General features: G+C 75.6%; 29 protein-coding genes. 21 read left to right on the top strand and 8 right to left on the bottom strand.

The window, feature by feature from the left end:
- Window positions 1-17 precede the first annotated feature (17 nt).
- From ABZ923_RS18710 to ABZ923_RS18660, 11 genes are all read left to right on the top strand, one after another.
- Entirely contained in the window at window positions 18-305 is a 288-nt protein-coding gene (locus ABZ923_RS18710; protein ID WP_361472623.1) for an acyl carrier protein, read from the top strand.
- A complete protein-coding gene (locus ABZ923_RS18705; RefSeq protein WP_361472620.1) occupies window positions 302-703 on the top strand; it encodes a hypothetical protein in 402 nt (133 codons plus the stop codon). Before ABZ923_RS18710 ends, ABZ923_RS18705 begins: the two co-directional genes overlap by 4 nt.
- A complete protein-coding gene (locus tag ABZ923_RS18700) occupies window positions 700-1206 on the top strand; it encodes a beta-hydroxyacyl-ACP dehydratase (RefSeq protein ID WP_361472617.1) in 507 nt (168 codons plus the stop codon). The genes ABZ923_RS18705 and ABZ923_RS18700 overlap by 4 nt, the downstream gene beginning before the upstream one ends.
- 47 nt (window positions 1207-1253) lie before the next feature.
- Complete coding sequence (fabG, locus tag ABZ923_RS18695; RefSeq protein WP_361472614.1) at window positions 1254-2000, top strand: 3-oxoacyl-[acyl-carrier-protein] reductase; 747 nt, start codon at window positions 1254-1256, stop codon at window positions 1998-2000.
- Between the two features lie 13 nt (window positions 2001-2013).
- Window positions 2014-2709, top strand: a complete 696-nt coding sequence (locus tag ABZ923_RS18690; protein ID WP_361472611.1) for a DsbA family protein — start codon at window positions 2014-2016, stop codon at window positions 2707-2709.
- Window positions 2690-3559 (top strand): alpha/beta hydrolase, encoded by an 870-nt coding sequence (locus ABZ923_RS18685; RefSeq protein WP_361472609.1) that lies wholly within the window; start codon window positions 2690-2692, stop codon window positions 3557-3559. The genes ABZ923_RS18690 and ABZ923_RS18685 overlap by 20 nt, the downstream gene beginning before the upstream one ends.
- A complete protein-coding gene (locus ABZ923_RS18680; RefSeq protein WP_361472606.1) occupies window positions 3556-5481 on the top strand; it encodes an enoyl-CoA hydratase-related protein in 1926 nt (641 codons plus the stop codon). Before ABZ923_RS18685 ends, ABZ923_RS18680 begins: the two co-directional genes overlap by 4 nt.
- 34 nt (window positions 5482-5515) lie before the next feature.
- A complete protein-coding gene (locus ABZ923_RS18675; RefSeq protein ID WP_361472603.1) occupies window positions 5516-5797 on the top strand; it encodes a DUF6059 family protein in 282 nt (93 codons plus the stop codon).
- Window positions 5794-6351, top strand: a complete 558-nt coding sequence (locus ABZ923_RS18670) for a sigma-70 family RNA polymerase sigma factor (protein WP_361472600.1) — start codon at window positions 5794-5796, stop codon at window positions 6349-6351. Before ABZ923_RS18675 ends, ABZ923_RS18670 begins: the two co-directional genes overlap by 4 nt.
- 5 nt (window positions 6352-6356) lie before the next feature.
- A complete protein-coding gene (locus tag ABZ923_RS18665) occupies window positions 6357-6923 on the top strand; it encodes a DUF5134 domain-containing protein (RefSeq protein WP_361472597.1) in 567 nt (188 codons plus the stop codon).
- 97 nt (window positions 6924-7020) lie between these two features.
- On the top strand, window positions 7021-8235 hold the full coding sequence (locus ABZ923_RS18660) for a cytochrome P450 (protein ID WP_361472594.1): 1215 nt from the start codon (window positions 7021-7023) through the stop codon (window positions 8233-8235).
- A 24-nt stretch (window positions 8236-8259) separates the two neighbouring features.
- Here ABZ923_RS18660 and ABZ923_RS18655 read toward each other — a convergent pair whose 3' ends face one another.
- Window positions 8260-9225 (bottom strand): phosphotransferase, encoded by a 966-nt coding sequence (locus ABZ923_RS18655; protein WP_361472591.1) that lies wholly within the window; start codon window positions 9223-9225, stop codon window positions 8260-8262.
- Window positions 9226-9307: 82 nt separating this feature from the next.
- Between ABZ923_RS18655 and ABZ923_RS18650 the strand changes: the two genes are divergently transcribed.
- The gene (locus tag ABZ923_RS18650) at window positions 9308-10297 is read left to right on the top strand and encodes an NAD-dependent epimerase/dehydratase family protein (protein WP_361472588.1); all 990 of its coding nucleotides are present in this window, start codon (window positions 9308-9310) and stop codon (window positions 10295-10297) included.
- A 67-nt stretch (window positions 10298-10364) separates the two neighbouring features.
- On the opposite strand, the gene ABZ923_RS18645 is transcribed toward ABZ923_RS18650, so the two are convergent.
- Window positions 10365-11474 (bottom strand): HAMP domain-containing sensor histidine kinase, encoded by a 1110-nt coding sequence (locus ABZ923_RS18645; protein ID WP_361472585.1) that lies wholly within the window; start codon window positions 11472-11474, stop codon window positions 10365-10367.
- A gap of 1 nt (window position 11475) precedes the next feature.
- Window positions 11476-12258, bottom strand: a complete 783-nt coding sequence (locus ABZ923_RS18640) for a response regulator transcription factor (protein ID WP_361472582.1) — start codon at window positions 12256-12258, stop codon at window positions 11476-11478.
- 114 nt (window positions 12259-12372) lie between these two features.
- Between ABZ923_RS18640 and ABZ923_RS18635 the strand changes: the two genes are divergently transcribed.
- From ABZ923_RS18635 to ABZ923_RS18625, 3 genes are read left to right on the top strand one after another with little or no spacing between them, the layout of a single operon-like run.
- On the top strand, window positions 12373-13086 hold the full coding sequence (locus ABZ923_RS18635; protein WP_361472579.1) for a glycosyltransferase family 2 protein: 714 nt from the start codon (window positions 12373-12375) through the stop codon (window positions 13084-13086).
- Window positions 13083-13712, top strand: a complete 630-nt coding sequence (locus tag ABZ923_RS18630; RefSeq protein WP_361472576.1) for a DUF2064 domain-containing protein — start codon at window positions 13083-13085, stop codon at window positions 13710-13712. The genes ABZ923_RS18635 and ABZ923_RS18630 overlap by 4 nt, the downstream gene beginning before the upstream one ends.
- Window positions 13709-14482, top strand: a complete 774-nt coding sequence (locus ABZ923_RS18625; protein ID WP_361472573.1) for a class I SAM-dependent methyltransferase — start codon at window positions 13709-13711, stop codon at window positions 14480-14482. The genes ABZ923_RS18630 and ABZ923_RS18625 overlap by 4 nt, the downstream gene beginning before the upstream one ends.
- A gap of 313 nt (window positions 14483-14795) precedes the next feature.
- Here the strand turns inward: ABZ923_RS18625 and ABZ923_RS18620 are convergent, their stop codons facing one another.
- Entirely contained in the window at window positions 14796-16031 is a 1236-nt protein-coding gene (locus tag ABZ923_RS18620; protein WP_361472570.1) for a molybdopterin-dependent oxidoreductase, read from the bottom strand.
- 113 nt (window positions 16032-16144) lie between these two features.
- Between ABZ923_RS18620 and ABZ923_RS18615 the strand changes: the two genes are divergently transcribed.
- The gene (locus tag ABZ923_RS18615) at window positions 16145-17500 is read left to right on the top strand and encodes a hypothetical protein (RefSeq protein ID WP_361472568.1); all 1356 of its coding nucleotides are present in this window, start codon (window positions 16145-16147) and stop codon (window positions 17498-17500) included.
- Window positions 17501-17605: 105 nt separating this feature from the next.
- On the opposite strand, the gene ABZ923_RS18610 is transcribed toward ABZ923_RS18615, so the two are convergent.
- Window positions 17606-18331: a chaplin gene (locus ABZ923_RS18610; protein ID WP_361472565.1), complete on the bottom strand. Its 726-nt coding sequence runs from the start codon at window positions 18329-18331 to the stop codon at window positions 17606-17608.
- A 303-nt stretch (window positions 18332-18634) separates the two neighbouring features.
- Between ABZ923_RS18610 and ABZ923_RS18605 the strand changes: the two genes are divergently transcribed.
- The 5 genes from ABZ923_RS18605 to ABZ923_RS18585 all read left to right on the top strand — a co-directional run bounded on the left by ABZ923_RS18605 (window position 18635) and on the right by ABZ923_RS18585 (window position 21419).
- On the top strand, window positions 18635-19195 hold the full coding sequence (locus ABZ923_RS18605) for a DUF2243 domain-containing protein (RefSeq protein WP_361472562.1): 561 nt from the start codon (window positions 18635-18637) through the stop codon (window positions 19193-19195).
- The gene (locus ABZ923_RS18600) at window positions 19195-19998 is read left to right on the top strand and encodes a cytochrome c oxidase assembly protein (RefSeq protein WP_361472559.1); all 804 of its coding nucleotides are present in this window, start codon (window positions 19195-19197) and stop codon (window positions 19996-19998) included. Before ABZ923_RS18605 ends, ABZ923_RS18600 begins: the two co-directional genes overlap by 1 nt.
- Before the next feature lie 36 nt (window positions 19999-20034).
- Window positions 20035-20523: a MarR family transcriptional regulator gene (locus ABZ923_RS18595; RefSeq protein WP_361472556.1), complete on the top strand. Its 489-nt coding sequence runs from the start codon at window positions 20035-20037 to the stop codon at window positions 20521-20523.
- Window positions 20520-20969, top strand: a complete 450-nt coding sequence (locus ABZ923_RS18590) for a MarR family transcriptional regulator (RefSeq protein WP_361472554.1) — start codon at window positions 20520-20522, stop codon at window positions 20967-20969. Before ABZ923_RS18595 ends, ABZ923_RS18590 begins: the two co-directional genes overlap by 4 nt.
- 102 nt (window positions 20970-21071) lie before the next feature.
- Window positions 21072-21419, top strand: a complete 348-nt coding sequence (locus ABZ923_RS18585) for a tetratricopeptide repeat protein (RefSeq protein WP_361472665.1) — start codon at window positions 21072-21074, stop codon at window positions 21417-21419.
- Between the two features lie 82 nt (window positions 21420-21501).
- Here the strand turns inward: ABZ923_RS18585 and ABZ923_RS18580 are convergent, their stop codons facing one another.
- The 3 genes from ABZ923_RS18580 to ABZ923_RS18570 are packed head-to-tail and all read right to left on the bottom strand — an operon-like array spanning window position 21502 to window position 24279.
- Window positions 21502-22431, bottom strand: a complete 930-nt coding sequence (locus ABZ923_RS18580; protein WP_361472553.1) for a M56 family metallopeptidase — start codon at window positions 22429-22431, stop codon at window positions 21502-21504.
- Between the two features lie 6 nt (window positions 22432-22437).
- Window positions 22438-22836, bottom strand: coding sequence for a BlaI/MecI/CopY family transcriptional regulator (locus ABZ923_RS18575; protein WP_361472550.1), 399 nt, complete (start codon window positions 22834-22836; stop codon window positions 22438-22440).
- Window positions 22837-22878: 42 nt separating this feature from the next.
- A complete protein-coding gene (locus tag ABZ923_RS18570; protein WP_361472547.1) occupies window positions 22879-24279 on the bottom strand; it encodes a PepSY domain-containing protein in 1401 nt (466 codons plus the stop codon).
- Between the last annotated feature and the right edge of the window lie 36 nt (window positions 24280-24315).

The following is a 24315-nucleotide window of genomic DNA, read 5'->3' as shown; positions in this document are numbered from 1 at the left end:
GCAGTGAAAGGAACGTCATGGCCGAAGAGACCCGTACCGCCCCGCAGCACGCCGCCCACACCCCCCTGGACAAGGAGCGGCTGCGCCTTCTGATCGCGGAGATCCTGGACGTGGAGGTCTCGGAGATCTCCGACCGGGCCCGCTTCGTCGACGACCTCGGCGTGGACTCGCTGATGGCCCTGGAGATCACCGTACGGCTGGAGGCGGAGTTCCCGGTCAAGCTGGATGAGGAGGAGCTGACCCGGCTCGCCACCCTCGACGACACCTACGCGCTGCTCGACGCCAAGCTGCGGGCCTCCTCATGAGCGAGCCCTCCGTGTCCCTGCTCGGCATGGATCCCCGCTCGGTCGCCCGGGACGGGTCCACGGTGACCGCGCGGGCCACCGTGGACCCGGCGCACGAGGTGTTCGCGGGGCACTACCCGGGCTTCCCGGTGCTGCCCGGCGTGTGTCTGATCGAGTATGCGGACCGCAGCATCCTGTTCGACCAGCGGCGCGCCGGCCGCCACGTGGAGCTGGCCGCCGTGGAGCGCTGCCGCTTCCGGGACCCGGTGTTCCCCGGCGACGAGCTGACGCTGCAGGTGGAGTACGCCGGTGAGGACGGCGCCGGGCTGCGCAGCGAGGTGGTGGTCAGCACCGGCCGGGGGCGCGTCGCCGAACTGCGGCTCGTGCACCGCACGGTGGGGACGGAGGCGGCGCGATGAGCAGCTGGGCCGCCGACGCCGACGCCATCACCCGGATCATCCCGCACCGTCATCCCGTGCTGCTGGTCGACCGGGTCACGGAGGTCGACCCGGGGCGCACCCTGACCGCGCTGAAGGCGGTCACCGTCAGCGAACCCTGTTACCGCCGGGCCCCCGCCCACGGCGGCCCGGCCCGCTTCCACTACCCGCGTCCGCTGCTCGTGGAGTCCTGGGCGCAGGCGGCGGTCCTGCTCGCCGTCTGGAACACGCCCAACCCCGATGTGACGACCGGGAAGGTGGAACTCGCCGGCGCCGTCGACCAGGTCGTCTTCCACCGCCCCGTGCTCCCCGGCGACCTGCTGGAGCACCGGGTGCGGGTGGTCCGGGCGGTCGGCGACACCACGATCCTGGCGGGAGAGACCACCTGCGACGGCGAACGCGTGGCCGAGGTGGGCCACTTCATCGTCGCGCTGCGCCCCCTCGCCTCCGTGGCCCCGCCGCTCGCCCCGGACGACGGTCACTGAAGGCCCGTCGCCCCCGCACCCCCGAACCCTTTCGAGGAGATCACGCCATGCCCGCACCCGACCGTCCCGTCGCCCTGGTCAGCGGGGGCTCACGGGGCATAGGCCGCGCCGTCGTGGAACGGCTCGCCGAGACAGGCCACGACGTGGCGTTCTGCTACCGCGACCGCGCGGACGCCGCGACGGAGACCGCGGAGGCGGCCCGCAAGACGGGCGCCCGCGTCCTGCCCGTCCGGGCGGACGTCACCGACCCCGAGGCGGTCCGCGCCTTCGCCGCCGCCGCCGAGCGGGAGCTGGGCCCGGTCACCGCCGTCGTCGCCTGCTCGGGCATCACCCGCGACAAGAGCCTGCTGATGATGGGCGACGACGACTGGCACGAGGTCGTGGGCACCAATCTCCACGGCACCTACAACCTGTGCCGCGCCGTCGCCTTCGGGCTGATGAAGCGCCGGACGGGCAGCATCGTCACGCTGTCGTCCGTCAGCGGCCTGTACGGCAACACGGGACAGGCCAACTACGCGGCCACCAAGGCCGGGATCATCGGCTTCACCAAGTCCCTGGCCAAGGAGCTCGGGCGCCACGGGGTCCGCGCCAACGCGGTGGCCCCCGGCTTCATCTCCACCGACATGACCGCCCGGCTGCCCGACGGCACCGCCGCGAGCATGCGCGAGCGGATCGCGCTCGGCCGGTTCGGCGGCCCCGAGGAGGTGGCCGACCTGGTGGCCTTCCTGGTGTCGGAGCGGGCCGCCTACATCACCGGTCAGGTGCTGGCCGTCGACGGCGGCATCTCACTGTGAGGAGGCGGGTGCGATGACCCCGAGGCGGCTCTTCTACTTCTCCCTGCGCAGCCCCTACTCGTGGCTGGCCCACCGCGAACTGACGCTGCGTCACCCAGAGGTCGCGCAGGCCCTGGAATGGGTGCCGTACTGGGAGCCCGACGCGTGGAGCGAACGGCTCCTCGCCGAGACCGGGCACACCTTCGTCTACACGGCGATGTCCCGCCCCAAGCACTTCTACATCCTCGCCGACGTGCGCAGGCTCGCCGCCGCCCGCGGTCTGAAGGTGACCTGGCCGGTGGACCGCGAGCCGGTGTGGGAAATCCCGCACCTCGCCTACCTCGCCGCCGAACGCCTGGGCCGGGGAGCCGAGTTCGCCGACCGGGTCTACACCGCCCGCTGGCTGGAGGGCCGGGACGTCTGCGACCGGGACACCATGGCCGCCATCGGCAAGGACCTGGGCCTGGACCCCGGCGGCCTCGCCGGTGCCGCCGACGACCCCGGACTGCGCGAGGAGGGCGCGCGGGCGCTGCGGCGCGCGGTCGACGACGGTGTGTTCGGCGTCCCGTACTTCATCGACGGCTACGACAGGTACTGGGGCCTGGACCGGCTCGACGCCTTCCTCTCCGGCCTCGGCGGCGGTGCCGCCGCGAGCGCCGAGCGGCTCCCCGAGCCGGAGACCGACGCACGTACAGGAGGTGACCTCGACCATGGCGGGGGGTGCGGCTGAGACCACGGCCGGCGTCGACAGCTCCACGGTGGAGTCCGGCGGATGGGTCTTCGGGTGGCACCGGCGCGGCAGCGGCGATCCGGTCGTCCTGCTGCACGGGCTGCTGAGCGACAGCCGGGTGTGGGAGCCCGTCGCGGCGGGACTCGCCGCGACCCGGACCACGATCGCCGTCGACGCGCCCGGCCACGGCCTGGCCCCGTGGCGGACAGCGGCGTACACCCTGGAGGAGGAGGTCGACCGGCTCGCGGACGCCTACCGCGGTGCCGTCGGCGAGCGTCCCGCCGTCTGGGTGGGCCACTCCATGGGCGGGATGAAGTGCTGGCGCATGGCCCTCAGGCATCCCGCGCTGGTCTCCGCCCTCGTCCTGGTGGACACCCGCCCCGACGCCGAGCCGGAGAACACCAGGCGGCCCTTCGAGGCGATGGTCGAGACCGTCCTCGCGGACGGGATGAGCCCCGACCTCGCGGCCATGGTGGCCCGCCTCAACTTCCACCGCGACTTCCTCGCCGGCGACACCGCACGGGCGTGGACGGAGCACTTCGGCACGCTCACCGGCGAACGCATCGAACACGCCTGCCACTCCGTCTACCGGCGCGGTGACATCACCGACCGGCTGCCCGAACTGACCGTCCCCGTGCTGGTGGTGCACGGCGCCGACGACGTACCCATCCGGCTGCCCGTCGTACGCGCGTACACCGCGCGCATGCCCACGGCCCGCCTCGTGGTGCTGCCCGCCACCGGGCACACCCCGCCGCTCGAACGCCCCGCCGAACTCCTCGACGCCATCCGCGCGTTCCTCGCCGACCCGATGGTGTCCTCCCCGCCCCCGGCCGCTCAGGAGACCCCGTGACCATCCAGCGACCCGAGGTCCGTGAGACCGTCACCACCCCCCGGCCGCGCGACGTCCCGTTGCCGGACGGCGCGGGCACGCTCCTGCTGATCACCCTCGACAACGGACTCCCGCCGCTCGGCCCCGCCATGCGGCCCGCCACCTTCGGCCCGGAGGGCCTGGAGCGGCTGGACGCCGTGCTGGACGAGGCGGCCGGCCGGGCCCGCGCGGGCGAGATCGCCGCGGTGGCGGTCACCGGGACCGCGTTCGTGTTCAGCACGGGCGCGGATCTCGCGCTCGCCGCCGGCGTCACCGACCGTGCGGAGGCGGTGCGCACCCTGCGCCGCGGCCACCAGGTCTTCCGCCGCCTCGGCGACCTGCCCGTGCCCAGCTTCGCGTTCCTCAACGGCGTCACCATCGGCGGCGGCCTCGAACTCGCCCTGCACTGCACCTACCGCACGCTCTCGCGCGGTGCCCCCGCCGTCGCGCTGCCCGAGTGCTCACTCGGCCTGGTGCCGGCCTGGGGCGGTGCCTGGCTGGCCCCGCGGCTGCTCGGCCCCGACAAGGCCGTGACGCTGATGCTGGAGCATCCGCTGAACGCCCGCCGCATGCTCTCCGCCACGGAGGCCCACGCCCTCGGCCTGGCCGACGTCCTGCTGGAGCCCTCCCGTTTCCTCGACCGCTGCCTGGAGTGGGCCGCCGGTGTGCTGCGCGGGCGGCACACCGTGACCCGGCCCGCGCCGGAGGACTTCGCCGGCCAGTGGGACGACGCGCTCGCCCGCGCCGCCGGCCTGGTGGAGAGCCGCACCCACGGCTTCGTCCCCGCGCCCCGCCGTGCCCTGGAGCTGCTCGCGCTCGCCAGGACGGCCTCGCGCGACGAGGTGTTCACCGCCGCCGAACAGGCGGCCGCCGACCTGTTCGTCACCCCGGAGTTCCAGGCCGGCCTGTACGCCCTCCACCTCACCCAGAAGCACGCCGAGGCGCACCCGGCGCGCCCCGACCCGCGCCTGGCCCGGCCGGTGCGCGGCGTGGGGCTGGTCGGCGGGGGCCGTCCGGGCCTGCGGCTCGCCGCCCTGCTGCTGGAGAAGCTGCGCCTGCCGGTCGTGGTGTACGCCCCCGACGCGGCCGGGTGCGACGCGGCGACCGCCGAGCTGCGCCGGCTGCTCGACGAGGCCGCGGCGTCGGGCCGTATCGCCGCGGCGGACGCCCGGCGGTGCGCCGAGCACATCACCGGCGGCACCACGGTGGACGTCCTCGCCGCCACCGACGCCGTCGTCGCCTCGCCCGGCGGCGACGAAGCGGTGCTGCGGGAGGCGGAAGGCGCTCTGCCCGACGGCTGCGTCCTCCTCGCCGCCGACGACGGTACGGTCGCCGCCCTGGCCGCCGGCCTGAAGCATCCCGACCGGGTGGTGGGTCTGCGGCTGCCGGCCGCGGCCGGCCCCGGTGCGGCGGAACTGTGCCGCGCCGCGGCCACCGACACCGCGTACGCCACGGCGGGCGCCCTGGCCGTGCGGCTCGGCCTGACCGTCCTGCCCGTCGGCGACCATCCCGGGTCCGTGGCGGACCGGCTGCGCGGCACCTTCCTCGGCGCGTTGCTCGACCACGCCCGGGAGGAGGACCTCGACACGGTGTGCGCACCGCTCGCCCTGCCGACACCGCCCAGCGTGGCGTGGCGGCGGCTGCGCGAGGCCGGCCGCCCGGACCGCTCGGCGCCGCCTGCCCCGGTCACCGCCCCGTCCGCGCTGGACGAGGCGCTGGCGGCCCTCGCCCGTGACATCCGTGCGCTCCTGGCCGACGGTGTGCTGGCCGGCCCCGCCGATGCCGACCTGCTGCTCCTGGCCAGCGGCGAGTGGCCCTTCCATCTGGGGGGCGTCACTCCGTACCTGAACCGTTCCGGCATCGCCGCCCGCGCCACGGGGGACGCGCTGGAGGAGCGGAGGTGACCGGCCGCCCGCAGCGTGTGCGCGCCGCACGCCGGTGAGCGGTGCCCTGTTCTGGCGCTGCCGGGTCCTCGTCCTGCTGGACGGGGCGTGGCGGGCGCTCACCGCGTACGGCAGCTTCTGGGTCGCCCCGGGCCATCCCGAGTTCACCGCGCTGCTGCTGCGCACGCGCGACCCCGCGCCGGGCCACCCGGAGCGCCGGGGCTCCGGGGCCCCCTGGGGAGCCGAGGAGCGGGCGCTCGCCCGCCGCCTGTACGGCGGCGGGCGCAGCCGTCGGCGCCCGCGCGGCCACGAGCACCGACCGAGAGGAACTCCGTGACGCACACCGACCGGTTGACCCGCGACACGCACGCGACCCGACTGGCGCTCGCGGCCCGCGACGGCGACGCGGACGCGGCGGAGCGCTTCGTCCGGTCACTGCACCGCGACGTCTGGCGCTTCGTCGCCCACCTCAGCCGCGACCCGCAGGCCGCCGACGACCTCACGCAGGAGACCTTCCTGCGCGCCCTCGGTGCGCTCGGCCGCTTCCAGGGCCGCTCCTCCGCGCGGACCTGGCTGCTGACGATCGCCCGGCGCGCCGTCGTCGACAGCAGCCGCTACGCGGCGAGCCGGCCCCGTCTGTACGCGGTGCCGGACTGGGAGTCGATGGCCGAGCGCGCCCAGCCGCGCGGCCTGCCGGGGTTCGACGACGGCATCGCGCTGGGGCAGTTGCTGGACACGCTGCCCGAGGAGCGGCGCGAGGCGTTCGTCCTCACCCAGGTGCTGGGGCTGCGCTACGCCGAGGCCGCGCGGGTCAGCGGCTGCCCGGTGGGGACGGTGCGGTCCCGGGTGGCCCGGGCGCGGGCCGCGCTCATCGAGGACCTGGTGGGCTGATCGCCATGCATCATGCGGCGCTGTCGGGGTTCCCCGGCTGGCTGCTGGCGGCCCTGTGCGCGGCCGTCGGCGCCTACTGTCTGCTGCGGGCGCGCACCGGGTCCGGGGCGGAGCGGGCCGGGATGACGGGGGATGCCGTGATGGGCCTGGGCATGGCCGTGATGGCGGTGCCGTCGCTCATGCCCGTCCTGCCCGGCTGGAGCGGTGCCCTGTTCGGGGCGGTCTTCGCCGCGGCGGGACTGGGCGCGCTGGTGGCCGCGGGCGCGTGGCACCAGCGCGTGCACCATGCCGTCGGCGCGCTCGCGATGGTCCACATGGCGCTCGCGATGCCGGCGGCGGGACACGGCGCGGGCACGGCACACGGCGCGCGGGCGGCCGTCACCGGCGTGCCGCTGCTCACCGGCGCGCTCCTCGCCTACTTCGCCGGCTACGTCCTGTACGCCGGGGCCACCCTGGTCACACCCCCCGCGGCCGGATTCCCCGGTCCGGCCCCGCACACCGGCCTGTTCGTGACGCGCGCCTGCCGCACCGCGATGGGGTTGGCGATGGTCACGATGCTCGCGGCGCTCTGACGCGTGCCGGTCCGTGCTGCGAGGTCGGCCGGACTACCGCATAGTGGACGAGGCGACCTCGTCCAGGGCCGCCTGACATCGTTGTCCGGGAGGCTGTATGTCGTTCCAGGACCCGGCAGTGCTCCACTGCCCCTTCGACTTCGCCGACGCGCTGGAGTTCGACCCCTCGCTGGCCTCGCTGGCGGAGCAAGGGCCGGTCAGCCGGATCCGGCTGCCCTACGGCGAGTCGGAGGCGTGGCTGGTGACCAGCTTCGCCGGAGTGCGCCAGGTGACGTGCGATCCCCGGTTCAGCCGGGCGGCGATCGTCGGGCGGGACTATCCGAGGATGACGCCGGAGCCCATCGTGTCGCCGGAATCGATCAACGTGACGGACCCGCCGCACGTCACCCGTCTGCGGCATGTGACGGCCCAGGCGTTCACCCGGGAGCGGGTGGCGGCGATGCGGCCGGCCGTGGACAAGGTGGTGGCCGGGCTGCTCACGGCGATGGCCGAGGCCGGGCCGCCCGCCGATCTGGTGACGCATCTGTCGGTGCCGCTGCCCCACCTGACGATCTGCGAGCTGCTCGCCGTCCCCGAGGCCGACCGCGACCAGTTGCGGGACTGGACCATGCGGCTGCTGGCCACCTCTCCGGACGCCCGGCAGGACGCGGCCGACGCCAAGGCCCGCCTGCGCAAGTACTTCGCCGAACTGATCCCGGCCCGGCGGAGCGCGCCGGGCGAGGACCTGCTGAGCGCGATGGCCACGGCCGAGGTGCCGGAGGGCGAGGAACCGCTGAGCGACGACGAGCTCGCGGTCCTGTCCGTGACGCTGATCCTGAGCGGCAACGACACCGCGACCTGCCAGATCAGCAACATCGCCTATCTGCTGCTGACCCGGCCCGAGGAGCGCGACGCGCTCGCGCGCGAGCCCGAGCGGTTCCCCGGCGCGCTGGAGGAGCTGCTGCGGTTCATCCCCTTCCGCAAGGGCGTGGGCATCCCGCGGATCGCGCTGGAGGACGCGGAGATCGAGGGCACCGCCATCAGCGCCGGCGACTACGTGCACGTGTCCTACCTGGCGGCCAACCGCGACCCGGCCGTCTTCCCGGACCCGCACAGGCTCGACCTCGGCCGGCCGGTGCACCCGCACATGACGTTCGGCTGGGGCGGGCACCACTGCCTCGCCGCGCCGCTCGCCCGCGCGGAGCTGGACAGCGCGGTCACCGGCCTGCTGGCCCGCTTCCCCGACCTGCGCCTCGACGTCTCCCCCGACGAGGTCCGCTGGGACACCGGCACCATCCGCCGCTTCCCGCTCAGCCTGCCGGTCACCTGGTGAAGCCGGGGCCCGGCCGCCGGGGCGTCAGCCGTACCGGCCGAGGAGCGCCTGGAGGTAGTCCTCCAGGCGCTCCGTGAGGACGGCCGCCGTCAGGTCCGTCCTGCCCAGCTGCCGCCAGGGCTCGGCGACCTTCTCCGCGTCCGGCGCGAAGGCCAGCGCGTCGAGCACCCGCCAGTACAGGTGGTCCGCCGGCGTCTCGCTGAGGGTGCCGCCGGCCGCCAAGTAGTGATCGGCCAGCCGCATGCCGGCCCGTACGCCGTGCAGCAGGGCGAGTGCGGTGGAGCAGTGGGCCACGTCCAGGTCGGCCGGCCCCCACGACGTCTCCACCCAGTCCACGACACCGGTGACGGCCAGACCGGCGCCCGTGCCGGAGAAGAGCACGTTCCCCGGGTGGAAGTCGCGGTGCAGGAAGCAGGGCCGGTGCGCCGGGGGCGGACGGCGGATCACGTCGACGGCACGCCGCCACACGTCCGGCCGTCCCGGGCGCCCGGGCAGCCGTACCCGGTCCGGACCGGTCCACGCCTCATAGGTGCGCGGCCGGGCGTCTTCCGGTACGGGCAGCGTGTGGATCGTCACCAGCTGCTCGGCCAGGAGTGCGGTCGTCCGCTCCAGGTCCTCCCCGGTCAGCCGTAGCGTTCCGGGCAGCAGGGACATCAGCAGGGACGGATGGTCGCAGTGCTCGGCCGCCGCGTCGACGGCGTGCAGCCGGGCCGCCGGCACGCCGGTGTCCGCCAGCAGCCGGAGGATGTCCGCTTCCCGGGTCAGCAGTCCCGGCGCGTGCCGGACGTAGAACGGCTTGACGAACGAGCGCAGGACCAGGGAGTACCCCTCACCGTCGCCCTCGACGTCCAGGCGCCGCATCCGCGAGGTCCAGCCCCCGCGCAGTTCCACCACACCGCGGATCCGCTCCCCGGGCCGCAGACCCCGCTCCACCCACGAGCGGGTCCTGGACCATCCGGCGGCCTCCGTCTCCCCCACTGCCTCGATCACGACGGCAGCCTAGGGCTTACGGAGTCGTGACGTGCGGGCGCGGCCGGGTGGTGCGGCGTCGGGGCGGGCCTAGCGTGGGCGTATGCGTGTACTGGTCACCGGCGGTGCCGGGTTCATCGGGTCCCATGTCGTGGCGGCGCTGACGGCGCGCGGGCACGAGGCGGTCGTCTTCGACGTGCGGGCGGATCCGGGCGCGGACGTGCGCGATCCGGCGGCGGTCGCCCGGGCCGTGGCCGGCGTGGACGCCGTCTGCCACCAGGCCGCGATGGTCGGCCTCGGGACGGGGTTCGGGGACGCGGCGGAGTACGTCTCCCGCAACGACCTGGGCACCGCCGTCCTGCTCGCCGCCATGGCGGAGGCGGGGGTACGGCACCTCGTGCTGGCCGGGTCGATGGTGGTGTACGGCGAGGGGCGGTACGCCTGCCCGCGCGACGGGGTCGTACGGCCGGGCCCGCGGGCGGTCGCCGACCTGGACGCGGGGCGGTTCGAGCCCAGGTGCCCGGGGTGCGGTGCGCAGCTGGCTCCGGGGCTGGTCGGTGAGGACGCGCCGGCCGATCCGCGCAACGTGTACGCCACGACCAAGCTCGCGCAGGAGCACCTGGCCGCCGCCTGGGCCCGGTCGACGGGCGGGTCCGCCGTGTCGCTGCGCTACCACAACGTGTACGGGCCCCGGATGCCCCGCGACACCCCGTACGCCGGTGTCGCCTCCTTCTTCCGGTCCGCGCTCGCCCGGGGCGAGGCGCCCCGCGTGTTCGAGGACGGGCGGCAGCGCCGGGACTTCGTCCACGTGCGGGACGTGGCCGCCGCCAACGTCGTGGCGCTGGAGGCCGGTTCCGCCCCGGGCGTGCTCACCGCGTACAACACCGGCAGCGGCGAGCCGCACACCGTCGGGGAGATGGCCCGCGCGCTGGCCGACGCCCACGGCGGTCCCGCTCCGGTGATCACCGGGGAGTACCGCCTGGGCGACGTACGGCACATCACGGCCGACTCCTCGCGGCTGCGGACCGAGCTGGGCTGGAAGCCGGAGGTCGGTTTCACGGAGGGCATGCGGGAGTTCGCCGTCTGCGAGTGAGCCGGGGGCCCGGCCCGGGCGTCGAAGTCCCGTCGTCCGCCCGGAGGGTGGGCCCCGGCGTCGGGGCCTAGGGTGCCGCGGGCAGGGTGACCTCGAAGCGGCAGCCGCCGGGGATGTTGTGCACGGTGGCCCGGCCCCGGTGGGCCTCGACGATGCCGCGCACGATGGCCAGGCCCAGGCCCGCGCCGGCCGGCGGGGTGCGGGCGTGGGTGCCGCGCCAGCCGGTGTCGAAGACGCGGGGCAGGTCCTCCTCGGGGATGCCGCCGCAGCCGTCCGTCACGGAGACGACCACGCCGTCGGCCGACCGCTCGGCGGCGACCGCGACCGTGCCGTCGGCGGGTGTCCGGCGGATGGCGTTGACCAGCAGGTTGCCCAGGACGCGGCTCATCTCCTTGGCGTCGACCTCCACCGGGACCGGCTCCACCCGGTCGCCGACCAGCCGGACGCCGTGGGCGCGGGCGAGCGGGTCGGCTCCGGCGAGGGCGTCGCCGACGAGGTCGTAGAGGGAGATCCGGGACGGGGCCAGCGGCAGGGTGCCGGCGTGGATGCGGGAGAGTTCGAAGAGGTCGCCGACCATGTCGTTGAGGCGCTCGACCTCGGTGCGGATCTGTTTCAGATAGCGGGCGGGGTCGTCGGCGACGCCGTCCTCCAGGGCCTCCGACATGGCGCGCAGCCCGGCGAGCGGGGTGCGCAGGTCGTGCGAGATCCAGGCGACCAGTTCCCGGCGTGAGGTCTCCAGCAGGCGTTCCCGCTCCCGGGACTCGGCGAGCCGCGCGCTGGTGGCCGCCAGCTCGCGGCTGAGCGCGGCCAGTTCGGCGGTGGCCGGGGCCGCGGGGGCGGCGAAGTCGCCGGCCTCCCCGAACGAGCGGGCCGCCAGGGCGAGTTCGCGGCTGCGGGCGACGACCCAGCGGCCGAGCAGGAGGGCGGTGGCCAGGGAGACCACGGCCGCCATCGCGACGACCGTCGTCACCACGGTCAGGTCGTGCGGGGACAGGAACATCGCCCAGGCGACCGCGAGGGTGCCGGTGAGCACGCCGCCGACGCCGACCGCGGCGACGACGGCGAGGGACACGGTGAGCGAGCGGTGCCGCAGCAGCCGGAGCGCGGCGGCCCCCGCGAGGCCCGTGACGGCGGCCCCGGCGAAGGCGTACAGGGCGATGAGCAGGGTGTCGCGCATGTCAGCCCTCCTCGTCCCGGCCGCTCGGGTCGAAGCGGTAGCCGACGCCCCACACGGTCTGGATCAGGCGCGGCCGCGCCGGGTCGTCCTCGGTCTTGCCGCGCAGCCGGCGGATGTGGACCGTCACGGTGGAGAGGTCGCCGAAGTCCCAGCCCCACACCTCGCGCATCAGGTCCTCCCTGCTGTACGCCCGCCCCGGGTGCCGCAGGAAGAAGGCGAGGAGGTCGAACTCGCGCAGGGTGAGGGCGAGTTCGGTGCCGTTCTTGGTGGCGCGGCGGGCGGCGGGGTCGACGGTGAGGCCGGCGGCGGCCAGCGGGCCGGCGGCCACGGCGGGGCGGGCGCGGCGCAGCACCGACTGCACCCGCAGGACCAGTTCGCGGGGGCTGAACGGCTTGGTCACGTAGTCGTCGGCGCCGACCTCCAGCCCCAGGATGCGGTCGTCCTCGTCGCCGCGTGCGGTGAGCATGACGACGGGCACGGCGGCCCGGGCGCGCAGCCGGCGGCAGACCTCCAGGCCGTCCATGCCGGGCAGCATCAGGTCGAGGACCACCAGGTCCGGCCAGTGCGCGGCGGCGCGGGTGAGGGCGGTGGGGCCGTCGTCGGCCCGGTCCACGAGGTACCCGGCGCGGCCGAGGTAGCCGGCGACGACCTCGGCCACGGTGGCGTCGTCGTCGACGACCAGGACCCGGGCGCCACCGGGGGCGGACGTCGGGGCCGGTGCGGGGGCGGCGGGGGCGGTCCCGCCGGTGGCTCTGCCCGTGCCGGGCGGGTGCGGCTGCTGCATGGTCCCAGCCTCGCACCGGGCCGTCGCGGGTGTCGCCCCGCGGCCCGCCCCCGGCCCCGACGTCCGCGTTTCGTAAGGAGCATCGGTCCGGTATGTCCGCTTCCCGTTCGTAGGGTGAACGGCGTGACCACCTCATCACCCTCTTCAGCGGCGAGCGTGGACGTGGTGCTGCCGTGCCTGGACGAGGCGGCGGCCCTGCCCTGGGTGCTCGCCCGGATCCCGGCCGGCTGGCGCGCCCTCGTCGTGGACAACGGCTCCACCGACGGCTCGGCGGACATCGCCCGCGCTCTTGGCGCGACCGTCGTCCACGAGCCGCGGCGCGGTTTCGGTGCCGCCTGCCACGCCGGGCTGACCGCCGCCACCGCCGACGTCGTCTGCTTCTGCGACTGCGACGCCTCCCTCGACCCCGGGCACCTGGTGCCCTTCGTGCGGGACGTCCTCGACGGCCGGGCCGACCTGGTCCTCGGCCGGCGGCGGGCGCGGGGCCGGGGTGCCTGGCCCGTGCACGCCCGGGCCGGCAACCTCGCACTCGCCCGGCTGCTGCGCCGCCGTACCGGACTGCGGCTGCACGACCTCGGCCCGCTGCGGGCGGCCCGCCGGGAGCAGCTGCTCGCGCTCGGGCTGAGCGACCGGCGCAGCGGCTATCCGCTCCAGATGGTGGTGCGGGCGGCCGACGCCGGCTGGCGGATCACCGAGCACGACGTGCCGTACCTGCCGCGCGCCGGCTCCTCCAAGGTGACGGGCACCTGGCGCGGCACCTGGCAGGCGGTGCGGGACATGAGCCGCGTCCTCGCCGAACCCCCGGCCGAGCGGAGGGCCGTACGGTGACCACGCTGCTCGTCATCGCCAAGGAACCGCTGCCGGGACGGGTCAAGACGCGGCTCACCCCGCCGTTCAGCCCCGCGGAGGCGGCGGCGCTCGCCGAGGCGGCACTCGCCGACACCCTGCACGCCGTGGCGGCCACCCCGGCCGACCGGCGCGTCCTGGTGCTGGACGGGGCTCCCGGCCCCTGGCTGCCGCCCGGTTTCGACGTCGTACCGCAGTGCGCGGGCGGCCTGGACGCCCGGCTGGCCGACGCGTTCGCCCGGTGCACGGGTCCCGCCCTGCTCATCGGCATGGACACCCCGCAGGTCACCCCGGAGTTGCTGACCGTGGACCTCGCCGGGTACGACGCGTGCTTCGGGCCGGCGGCGGACGGCGGGTTCTGGGCGCTGGGGCTGACCGAGCCCGATCCGCGGCTGCTGCGGGGCGTGCCCATGTCGACCCCGTGGACGGGTGCCGTGCAGCGGCGGCGGCTGGTGGCCGCCGGGCTGCGGGTGCGCGACCTGCCCATGCTGCGGGACGTGGACACCGCTGCCGACGCGGCGGCGGTCGCCGCGCTCGCACCGCACGGCCGGTTCGCCGCCCGGCTCGCCCGGTGCGCCGCGCACACCGCCCCCGGGACCGCCCGATGAGCACCCCGCCGGCCCTCGCCTGGGCCGGCGCCGATCCCTACGCGGCCGCGCTGCGCACCGGGCGCGGCCCGCTGTTCCTGCGCCGCAGCGACGGCTGGCTGCTGCCGCTGGAGGTCGAGCGGTGGTGCGCGCGGGCGGACCCGGTGGACCAGGCGGTGCTGGACCGCTGCGAGGGCGCCGTCCTCGACGTCGGCTGCGGGCCGGGGCGGCTGGTGGCGGAACTCGCCGTCCGGGGCCGTACCGTCCTCGGGATCGATGTCAGCGAGGCCGCCGTCGAGCACACCGTGCGGCTCGGCGGCCAGGCCCTGCGGCGCTCGGTGTTCGAGCCGCTGCCCGGCGAGGGCCGCTGGGGCACGGTGCTGCTCATGGACGGCAACATCGGCATCGGCGGCGATCCGGGCGCCCTGCTGGACCGGGTGGCCCGGCTGCTGCGTCCCGGCGGCCTGTTGATCGCCGAGACGGCCGCGGTCGACGTCGACGAACGCTCCGAGGTGCAGGTCGTCGCCGGCACCGGGGCGGGGACGGGCGGCGGTGCCTTCCCGTGGGCCCGGCTCGGCACCCCGGCCCTGCTGCGCTGCGCGGGCCGGGCGGGCTGGCGGACGGCGGGTCAGTGGACGGCCGGCGGGCGGCGCTTCGTCGCCCTGCGCAGCCGCACCCGCCCCCGGCCGCGCAGGGCCAGCAGCAGCGCCGAGCCGCCGAACAGCACGGCGCTGATCAGCAGCCAGCGGGCGAGGAAGCCGTCCGGGGACAGGCCGGTGGCGGACCGGTAGCGCCGGTCCGCCATCCCGCTGATCAGCGGGAACCATACGAGCAGGAGCAGCCCGGACAGGGCGGCCGGGACCCGGACGTACAGCGTCCACTCCCGCCGCCCGGCGGCGCCGAGCCCGCGGACGACCGCCCGGTCCGCCACCGAGTACAGCGGCAGCAGCACGAGGTCGTGCAGCAGGGCCGCCCCCACCACCCAGAGCGCCACGGCCCGCCAGTCGCCCGCGAGCAGCCGCACCCCGGCGTAGCCGGCGAGGGCGAACGAGCAGGCCAGCAGCAGGATCTGGAAGGGGTTTCCGAGGGTCGGGCGCGGGCGCATCACAGGTCTCCGAAGGTCAGCCGGGCCACCCACTTGGTGTTGAGCACGCCGGGCGCGGCGGGCACGATGATCCGCGCCGGGTAGCCGTGGTCGGGGGACAGCTCCTCGCCGTTGACGTACAGGGCGAGCAGCGAGCGGGGGTCGGCCACCTGGTTGGCCCGCAGGGCGGCGCGGCGGAAGGCGCCGTGCCGCTGGAGGGACTCCACGAACACGTCCGGCGGGTCGCCGTCGTGGCCGACGAGCGCGGCGAGGTCGCGCAGCCGCACCCCGCGCCACCACTGGTCGGCGGTCGACCAGCCCTCCACGCAGGCGATGGGCAGCGACGCGCTGTGCAGCGGCAGCCGGAGCAGCTCGGCGCGGCTCAGGCGTACGGTTCCGGTGCGCCCGGTGACGACGAGCCGCCACCCGTCCGGGTGCGTGTCGGCCGGGGTGATCCCGGCGTACCCGGCCGTCTTGTTGATCTGGAACCCGTTCGGGCCGCCGCCGGGGTCGGCCGCGCCGTGCGGCGCGAGCAGGGCCGTACGGCGGAAGGGCCCGCCCAGGCTCTGCCCCACCGTGGTCAGGAACAGCAGCAGCGAGCCGCCGCCGACCAGCGCCAGCGCCCCGCGCCGGGAGACGGTGGGCGGGTCGGGGCGCGGGGCGACCAGGTCGTCCTCCTCGGACGGTCGCCGCCGCACCGCCCGCAGGGCCGTCGGCAGCTTCAGCACGGCGTGCGCGATGAACGCGGCGAAGAACACCCACGCGCCGTAGAAGTGCAGCGGGTAGAAGGAGCCCGGGAAGACGTAGTCGAGCTGGACGTTGAGCACGCCGGTCGTGAACTCGAACAGGCCGCCGCCGACGAGCAGCAGCAGGGAGATCCGTTCCAGCGCGTGGGCGACCGAGCGGGCCGGGGGCAGGGCGAACAGCCTCGGCACCACCGACCACAGCTTGGCCAGCAGCACCGGGATCAGGGTGATGCCGAGGGTGACGTGGAGGCCCTGCGTGAACCGGTACAGCCATACCGGGCCGGTGGGCCAGGCGAAGAGGTAGAAGCCGAGGACCCCCTTGTCCGGGGTCTGGTCGTTCACCCGGGACAGGTCCGGGTTGTAGGCCGCGTACGACACCAGTCCGGTCACGAACAGCACGGTGATGCCGACGAGCAGCACCAGACCGAGCACCGAGGTGAACCAGGGGCCGCGCAGCGGGCTGCGCCAGAAGCCGGGAGAGGAGGGAAGCCGCGGGTGGTGGTCTCGCATGGTCCGACGGTAGGCCGGAACGGCACCGGTGACGGGTGCGCCACCCATGACGAAACGCTGACGTCCGACCGCCGGTCCCGTTCTCCGCCCGGCCGCCGACCTAGCGTTCCGGTGTGACCCAGGCTTCCCTCCGTGACCGGTACGCCGGTCTGCGCGCCGACCTCGGTGCCGCGACCGCCGCCGCCCTGCTCGTCCTCGTCGCCGTGCTCGTCGGCCGGCACCTCCAGGACACCCGCCGCACCCTGTTCGTGCACTGGCCGCCGCTGTTCGCCGACTGGGACCCGCACCTGGGCCCGGGCACGCCGGCCGCGGTCGTGGTGGCGGCCGCCGTGGTGGCCTGCGGGCCGTCCGTCGCCGCCCGGCTGCCGTGGCGGGGGCTGCTCCTCGCGGCCTGGGGCACGGCGCTGGCCTGGACGTGGTCGCTGGCGCTGGTGGACGGCTGGCGGCGGGGGGTGGCCGGCCGGCTCACCACCCGCAACGAGTACCTCACGGTCGTCGGCCGCTTCCACGACATCCCGGCGGCCCTGCGCGACTTCACCCACCACATCGTCAGCGGCTCCCCCGCCCCCTGGCCCGCCCACATCGCCGGGCACCCCCCGGCGGCCACCCTCACCTTCGTCCTGCTGGACCGGGCCGGTCTGCGGGGCGGCGGCTGGGCCGGCGCCTGGTGCGTCACGGTCGGCGCGACCGCCTGCGTGGCGGTGCTGGTGGCGGTGCGGGCCCTGGCCGACGAGCGCCTGGCCCGGCGGGCGGCGCCGTTCCTGGTGATGGCCCCGGCCGCGGTGTGGGTGGGGGCGTCGGCCGACGGGTACTTCGCGGCGGTCGCCGCCTGGTCCATGGCCCTGCTGGCCCTCGCGGTCACCGGACGGTCCGTGGCCTGGGCGGCGGGCGGCGGCCTGCTGTACGGCCTGACCTGCTACCTCTCCTACGGCCTCACGCTGTTCGCGCTGATCGGCGCGGCGGTGCTGGTGGCGGGCCGGCACCGGGTCCGCGAACGCCCGGTCGTGCCGCTTCTGTTCCTGGCCGGGGCGGCCGTCGTGCCGGTGGTGTTCACACTGGCCGGGTTCGACTGGTGGGAGGGGTACCGGCTGCTGGTCACGCGCTACTACCAGGGCGTCGGCGGCACCCGCCCGTACGGCTACTGGGTGTGGGCCAACCTGGCCTGCACGGTGCTGATCACCGGCCTGGCCACGGCGGCGGGGCTGCGGCGGACGGGCGCGCTGTCCGCCCGCCGCCGCACGGCGCCCCGGGCCGAGGCCCGTCTCGCGCTCCTCGTGTCGGCGGCCCTGCTGGCCCTGCTGGTCGCGGACCTGTCCGGGATGAGCAAGGCGGAGACGGAGCGCATCTGGCTGCCCTTCGCGACGTGGCTGCTCGCGGCCTGCGCGTTCCTGCCACGACCACGCGGCTGGCTCGCCGCGCAGGCGGTGCTCGCGCTCCTGCTGAACCATCTGCTGTTCACCGGCTGGTGACGCGCCCGCGGCCGCCGCGGGGTCCAGGCCGGCGGGTGCCGGGCCGGCCGGTGTGCTGCCGGCCGGCCCGGTGTTCCCTGGGCCGGGATGTGCCCGGGGCGCGGGTCAGCCCGCCCGGCCGGCCGCCCTGGACCGGAAGCGCCGGTACAGGACCGTTCCCCCCGCCATCGAGGCCAGGCCGGCGAGGGCCGCCGTCCAGGTGCCGTCCGCACCGGTGCGCGCGAGGGTGCCGGGCGGCTGGCGTACGACGACCGGGACCGGCTTCGGCAGCGAGTGCACCGTCGGCGGGTGCTGCGGCCGCGGAGGCTCGGAGCGCACCGGCGGGGTGACCCGCGTGGGCGGTTCCGACGCGGGCGGTTCCGACGCGGGCGGTTCCGACGCGGGCGGTGCGCTGGGCTCGGGGTGGTCCCCGGGGCCGTTCACAGACGTGTTGCCGAAGACGGGATTGCCGATGCCCACCACGTTCACGGTGTTGCCGCTGACGTTCACGGGCAGATCGACCGGCAGCTGGATGCCGTTGCCGGAGATCACGCCGGCCGAGTTCTGCTCGGTGCCGTGGGCGGTGGCCCCGCCCCGCGCCGCGGTCTCTGCCTTCTGCTTCCCGGCGGTGTGGTCGCCCGCGTTGGTGCAGCCGTTGCCCATCGCCGGGTTGAGCAGCCCGGCGACGTTCACGGTGTTCCCGCACACGTTCACCGGGAGGTGCACCGGCAGCTGGATGCCGTTGCCGGAGATCAGCCCGGGCGAGCCGCCCGCGGAGCCGTCCGCGGCGGAGTCGGCGTGGACCGGCCCCGCCACTGCCATGGCGCCGGAAGCGGCGGCGATGGCGATCACACTGTTTCGGGTAACCCGTTTCATCGGTTCCCTGTCCTTCCACATACGGTCGCGGGCAGTCACCCGCATCCGGTGAAACGCTGGCCAAACCGAGCAAGTTATGGCTTATCAGCCTTTCGCCCGGCACGAAGGGCGCGTAAGTGCGCCCGTGGGGCCGAATCCGAGTGGAGGGATTCCGGCCGTTCCGCCCGCTTCGCACACATGGCCGAGCGTGCCGCAGCGGTGAAGCCGGGTAACTGGTAGCTCTCGGTAGGGCATCCGCTGCCCCCCGAACGACCGAGGAACCGACCGAGACGAGGAGCGATGGCCACCACCGTACGTGCCCCCCGAGCCGACACCGCGCCCGCCAGCCTGCAACTGCCCGGGATCCTCCTGGGAGTGGGGCTCGGGGGATTCCTCGACGGCATCCTGCTGCACCAGCTCCTGCAGTGGCACCACATGCTCAGCAGCACCGACCACGACCGCATCGGCGTCCGGTACTACGACCCCCACACCGTCTCCGGGCTGGAGATGAACACCGTGTGGGACGGCGTCTTCCACACCGTGTGCTGGCTCGCCGTGCTCGGCGGACTCGCCGTCCTGTACGGCCGGGTGACCACCGGCCGGCGGCAGGTGTGGGCCTCGCGGGTGCTGTGGGGCTGGATCCTGGCCGGCTGGGGGCTGTTCAACCTGGTCGAGGGCCTGGTGGACCATCAGATCCTGGGCATCCACCATGTCCACGGCGGGCCGCACCAGGTGTGGTGGGACATCGCCTTCCTGGTCCTCGGCGCGCTGCTGGTGGCCGGCGGCCTGCTGCTGCGGCGGGGCGCACGGCCCTTCGACCCGGCGGCCCCGCGCGCCGGACGGAACGGACGCGCCGCCTGATGGACCACCACCACACCCCCCACCACGAGAGCGGCGGTGTGTTCGGCGTGCTGCTGCCGGTTCTGGCCCTGCTGGTGTGCGCGGGCGGCTACCTGCTGCTGGTGCGCCGGGCGCACCGCCGCGACCGGCCCTGGAGTCGCCGGCGGACCGTCGCCTTCGGCGCGGGCCTGGCCCTGCTGGCGGTGGCGCTGCTGCCGCCGCTCGCTCCGTTCGCCCACCGCGACTTCCGCGGGCACATGGCCCAGCACCTGCTCCTCGGCATGTACGCCCCGCTCGCGCTCGTGCTCGGCGCCCCGGTCACCCTCCTGCTGCGCGCGCTTCCCGCCGCCCGCGCCCGCCGCGTCACCGCGCTCCTGCACAGCGGCCCGTCCCGCCTGCTCTCGCGCCCGGTCCCGGCCCTGCTGCTGTCCACGGGGAGCCTCCCGGTCCTGTACTTCACCCCGCTCTACGACACCGTCGTGGCCCATCCGGCCGGACACTGGCTGCTGCACGCGCACTTCCTGCTGTCCGGGTGCCTGTTCGCGTACTCCGTCGCCGGGCCCGACCCGGCCCCGGCCCGTCCCGGGGTGCGCGCCCGGCTGGTCGTCCTGGGATGCGCGATCGCCGTGCACGCGGTCGTCGCCCAACTGATGTACGGCGGCTTCTGGGTGCACGTGCACGCTCCCGCCGGCGAGGTCCGGGGCGGCGCGGAGATCATGTACTACGGCGGCGACATCGCCGAACTCCTGCTCGCGGCGGCCCTGGTCGCCACCTGGCGCCCGGAACGCCCCGCGCTGCGGAAGCCGGCGGCACGGCCTATTTAGTAGCCATGTACATAGTAGCCATGTACTGTATTTGCCATGAGCAAGGTGTCCGAAGGGGCCACGCCCGGTTTCCTGGTGTGGCGGTTGTCCATGAAGTGGCGGGTCGCCGTGGACCGTGCGGTGGCCCCGCTCGGCCTGACCCACGCGCAGTACGTGGTGGTGGCCTCGCTGCACGGCATGCAGCGCCTCGGGGAGCGCCCCAGCCAGCGCCGCCTCGCCGACCGGACCGGCCTGGAGGCCCTGTACGTCTCCAAGCTGGCCCGCGGTCTGGAGTCGGCCGGGCTCATCGAGCGCACCCGGGACCCGGACGACCCGCGCGCGGTGCAGCTCGCCCTCACCGAGCAGGGCCGCGAGACCACCCGGAAGGCGATCGACGTCGTCCAGGGACTGCTGCGCCAGCTGCTGGCCCCGCTCGGCGGCCCCGACAGCCCGCGCGCCCGGGAGTTCACCCGCGACCTGACGACCCTTCTCGACGCACCGCTTGACCCGTTCGGCACCACCGATCACGAGACGGAGCAGTCATGACCACCACCGCACCCCGCGCCGACGGCCGCACCATAGCCCTCGCCCACTACGCCTCCCGCGCCGTCCTGGAGCACGTGCTCACCCCACACGGCATCGACTACCTGCAGTCCATCACCCTGCGCCTGACGGCCGTCGCGGACGGGCCGGTCGAGCGCGCCGACCTGGCGGACGGCGTGGTCAGCGCGGTCAAGGCCGACGAGGGCGAGGCCCGGCGCGCGATCGAGGGCCTGGCGGCCGCGGGCCTGATCGTCCCGGAGGGGCCGTCGAGCGTGCGCATCACACAGGCCGGGCGGGAGCTGTACGCCACGACCTCCGCCGAGGCCGCGGTGTTCTCCGCACGGCTGTACGCGGGCATCCCCGAGGAGGACCGGGCGGTGGCCGGCCGTGTGCTCGCCCTGGTCACCGAGCGGGCCGACGCCGAGCTGGCGGCTCTCCGCCGGCCGTAGGACCCGCCGCCGGAGGCCGTAGGCCCCCCAACCAAGGTAGTGGAATATTAAACAACTGCGTCCCGTTGTGGCCGTCGAAGGAGGTCACGAGTGGAGACGCAAGTGGAGACCACGTACTACGACCGGGGCACCCCCGCCGAGCGCTGGGAGCGCGCACGGCTGTTCTTCGACGCGAAGGACTACGCGGGCGCGGCCCGGGTGCTGGCCCGGCTGGTCGAGGAGGTGCCGGAGCAGACCGGACCGCGGCTGCTGCTGGCCCGCGCCTACTACCACTCGGCCCAGCTGCGCCGCGCCGAAGCCGAGCTGCGCACCATCGTGGAGCGCGACCCGGTGGAGCACTACGCCCGGCTGATGCTGGGCCGCACGCTCGAACGGCAGGCCCGGCACGAGGAGGCGGAGCGGCACCTGCGCATCGCCTCGGCGCTCGCGGGCGACTTCCCGCAGGAGTGAGCCGGCCGGCGGCCCGGTTCCCGTCAGGGGCCGGGCCGCCGGCATGTCTCGGGCCGCCGGCCCGCCGTCCCCGCGCCGCGGATCACAGCGGGGTCGCCGCCTGCAGGACCAGGAACAGGGTGACGGCGGAGTTCGCCGACGACATCGCGGACACCAGTGCCCCGGCGGCCGCGGCCCAGGCGGCCAGGCCGACCGGGGTGAACGCCGACGGCCAGGTACGGGCCACGGGCGCGGGGCCCAGCAGCGCGGCCACCCGGCGCGGCACCGGACCGGCCGCCGCCAGCGCGGCCAGGGTCGGCGCCGGGGTGCCCGGGGACAGCAGGGCCGCCTTGCCGATGGCGCGGGCCACCGTGCGCCGGTCGCCGACCGCGCGGGCCGCCTCCTCGTCCGCCCACCGCTCGGCCGTGTAGACGACGGCGGTGCGCAGCGGACGCAGGAACGGGTTGGCGCGGGCCGCCAGGTGCGCGGCGAGCAGATGCCGGTGGTGACAGGCGCTCAGGTGGGCCCGCTCGTGGGCGAACAGGGCGCGCCGCTCCGCGGGCGCGAGCCCGGCCAGCAGCGCCGTGGTGACCACGATCCGGCCCCGGCCGCCGGGCAGGGCGTACGCGTACGGCGTGCTGTCCGGCAGGACCGCCACCGTGCGCCCCGGCACCCCGGCCAGCGCCCGGCGGGCCCGGCGGGTCACCCGGCGGTGCCGCCGGAGGGTGCGCCCGCAGGCGGCGGCGACCACGCCGAGCGCGGGGATGGCGGCCCGGCCGGCCACCTCGTCGTAGGGGACGGCGGCCCGCACCTCGGGGTCGGACCAGCCGTCCGGCAGGGGATTACCGGGCAGTTGGGCGGTGCCGACCACCATGAGCAGGGCCAGGCACAGCGTGCTGCACACCGCCATGACGACGGCGACCGCGGTCAGCAGCCGGGTGGCGGTGCGCGGGTGCAGCCGGGTCTCGGCGAGCCGGGCGACCGGCCACGCGGACAGCGGCAGCACCAGTGGCAGGAAGACGAAGACCCCCATGGGCGGTCAGTCTTCCGTACCGCCGGCGTCCGGGCCCGGGATGTCGAGCAGGGCCCGCAGCACCTGCTCGTCGCCGGGCGGCAGGGCGGTGACGAAGCTGGCCAGGACCGCCTCGCGGTCCCGTTCGCCGTCCAGCAGGCGGCGCATGCGCAGGGCGGCCAGCCGGGCCACGTCGGCCGTCGGCGTCCACACGAAGGACCGGCCGTGCCGTTCGCGGGCGACGACGTCCTTGGCGAGCAGCCGGGTCAGGATGGTGACGACGGTGGTGTAGGCGAGGTCGCCGCCGAGGCGCTGCTGCACCCAGGCCGCGGTGACCGGCCCGTCCGCCTCGCGCAGCGCGCCGAGGACCTGGCCCTCCAGTTCACCCTGGCCGCGCCGCCGGGCCCGCTCGCCCTCCCGCGCCATCGTCCCGTGTCCCCTCTCTCGGCGTCGGCGTGTCGCCCCACGCTACTTCACCCGGCCGGCACCCCCGTAGGTGCGGCGCCCGCGCCGGTGCGCGATCTCGCCGAGGACGACGTCGACGGCGAGGAAGCCGGCCAGCGGGATGCCGAGCAGCGGCACGAACCAGCCGAGCACGGCGACGGCCGCGAGCGCCGGGACGAGCAGGTACGGCGGCACCTCGGCCCAGGCGCCGCGCGGGACCGGCCGGCCGAAGGCGGAGCCCCGGCCGCGCTGCCACCACATGCGGTAGCCCCATCCGACGAGCAGGACCAGGGCGAGCGCGAGCAGCGCGAGGGCGATCTGGTTGACGAGCCCGAACAGGACGCCGGTATGCAGGTCGATGCCCCAGCGGGTGAGCTTGGCGAGCACCGGGTAGTCGGCGAACCGCAGCTCGTCGGTGACCTGCCCGGTGGCCGGGTCGACGGCGACGGAGTCCTGCTTCGTGGGCCAGCCGCGCTGGACCTGCCTGACCACCCAGGCGCTGTGCGCGTCCGCCGGCGGCACGATCTCCACCGGGTCGTCCAGCCCCTTCGCGCGGGCCGCCGCGAGCACCCTGTCCAGGCCCACGCCGTGCTCGGCCGTGCCGCCGGTGCCGGCCGCCGAGCCGTGGCCCGCGTGCTCTCCGCCGGCCACGGCCGCCGAGACCGACGGGGTGGCCTGGCCCAGCGAGGTGCGCAGCTCGTCGATGTTCGCGCCGGCGTACGCCGACCAGGTCAGGCCGGTGGCGGACAGGAACAGGAACCCGGCGGCCGTCCAGACGCCGACGGTGCCGTGCAGGCCGAGGGTGCGGCGCCGGCCGCTGGTGCCGCGGACCCGGCGCAGGGCGCGGCGCCGGGAGAACCACAGCACCAGGCCGCCGCCCGCGATCACCCACAGCCAGCTGGCGGCCAGCTCGCTGTAGAGCCGGCCGGTCTCGCCCAGGTGGAGGTCGCGGTGCAGTTCGTCGATCCAGGTGCGCAGCGGCAGCGCGCCGGTCGAGCCGTACTGTTCCAGCGCGCCGCGGACCTTCCCGGTGTACGGGTCCACGAACACCGCGAGGGTGTGCTCGGGGTCGACGCCCTCCACGCCGGAGAGCAGCACCCGCGTGGTGGCGCCGGCCTCGGGCGCGGGGCGTACGGCGGCCACGGTGCCCTCGGGGTGGGCCTTGCGGGCGGCGGCCACCTGGGCGGAGACCGGCAGCGCCCGCTCCCCCACCGGAACGGTCAGCTCGTGGTCGTACACGAGCTTCTCGGCCTGGAAGGAGCCCGCGTACAGCAGGCCGGTGACGGCGGCGACCAGCAGGAAGGGTGCGATCAGCACACCGGCGTAGAAGTGCAGGCGGAGCACGAGGGGGCGCAGGGGTGCCCAGCGGTCGCGTGCCGCTGGACGGGACGCCTCGGCCGGGACGGTCGAGGGAGCGGTGGTCATCTGGGGGCTTCTCCGGGGCTCGGTGCGGTGGCGGTG

The organism is Streptomyces sp. NPDC046881, from assembly GCF_040645015.1.
In the GTDB taxonomy this organism is placed as follows: Bacteria; Actinomycetota; Actinomycetes; order Streptomycetales; family Streptomycetaceae; genus Streptomyces.
Note: the sequence above shows the minus strand (reverse complement) of the source record. Positions and strands in the feature narration are given on the sequence as shown.

Coding starts and splice junctions, on each gene's coding strand:
- ABZ923_RS18710 (WP_361472623.1), top strand. CDS start 18: ATGGCCGAAGAGACCCGTACCGCCCCGCAGCACGCCGCCCACACCCCC.
- ABZ923_RS18705 (WP_361472620.1), top strand. CDS start 302: ATGAGCGAGCCCTCCGTGTCCCTGCTCGGCATGGATCCCCGCTCGGTC.
- ABZ923_RS18700 (WP_361472617.1), top strand. CDS start 700: ATGAGCAGCTGGGCCGCCGACGCCGACGCCATCACCCGGATCATCCCG.
- fabG (WP_361472614.1), top strand. CDS start 1,254: ATGCCCGCACCCGACCGTCCCGTCGCCCTGGTCAGCGGGGGCTCACGG.
- ABZ923_RS18690 (WP_361472611.1), top strand. CDS start 2,014: ATGACCCCGAGGCGGCTCTTCTACTTCTCCCTGCGCAGCCCCTACTCG.
- ABZ923_RS18685 (WP_361472609.1), top strand. CDS start 2,690: ATGGCGGGGGGTGCGGCTGAGACCACGGCCGGCGTCGACAGCTCCACG.
- ABZ923_RS18665 (WP_361472597.1), top strand. CDS start 6,357: ATGCATCATGCGGCGCTGTCGGGGTTCCCCGGCTGGCTGCTGGCGGCC.
- ABZ923_RS18660 (WP_361472594.1), top strand. CDS start 7,021: ATGTCGTTCCAGGACCCGGCAGTGCTCCACTGCCCCTTCGACTTCGCC.
- ABZ923_RS18650 (WP_361472588.1), top strand. CDS start 9,308: ATGCGTGTACTGGTCACCGGCGGTGCCGGGTTCATCGGGTCCCATGTC.
- ABZ923_RS18645 (WP_361472585.1), bottom strand. CDS start 11,474: ATGCGCGACACCCTGCTCATCGCCCTGTACGCCTTCGCCGGGGCCGCC.
- ABZ923_RS18640 (WP_361472582.1), bottom strand. CDS start 12,258: ATGCAGCAGCCGCACCCGCCCGGCACGGGCAGAGCCACCGGCGGGACC.
- ABZ923_RS18625 (WP_361472573.1), top strand. CDS start 13,709: ATGAGCACCCCGCCGGCCCTCGCCTGGGCCGGCGCCGATCCCTACGCG.
- ABZ923_RS18620 (WP_361472570.1), bottom strand. CDS start 16,031: ATGCGAGACCACCACCCGCGGCTTCCCTCCTCTCCCGGCTTCTGGCGC.
- ABZ923_RS18605 (WP_361472562.1), top strand. CDS start 18,635: ATGGCCACCACCGTACGTGCCCCCCGAGCCGACACCGCGCCCGCCAGC.
- ABZ923_RS18600 (WP_361472559.1), top strand. CDS start 19,195: ATGGACCACCACCACACCCCCCACCACGAGAGCGGCGGTGTGTTCGGC.
- ABZ923_RS18595 (WP_361472556.1), top strand. CDS start 20,035: ATGAGCAAGGTGTCCGAAGGGGCCACGCCCGGTTTCCTGGTGTGGCGG.
- ABZ923_RS18590 (WP_361472554.1), top strand. CDS start 20,520: ATGACCACCACCGCACCCCGCGCCGACGGCCGCACCATAGCCCTCGCC.
- ABZ923_RS18580 (WP_361472553.1), bottom strand. CDS start 22,431: ATGGGGGTCTTCGTCTTCCTGCCACTGGTGCTGCCGCTGTCCGCGTGG.
- ABZ923_RS18575 (WP_361472550.1), bottom strand. CDS start 22,836: ATGGCGCGGGAGGGCGAGCGGGCCCGGCGGCGCGGCCAGGGTGAACTG.
- ABZ923_RS18570 (WP_361472547.1), bottom strand. CDS start 24,279: ATGACCACCGCTCCCTCGACCGTCCCGGCCGAGGCGTCCCGTCCAGCG.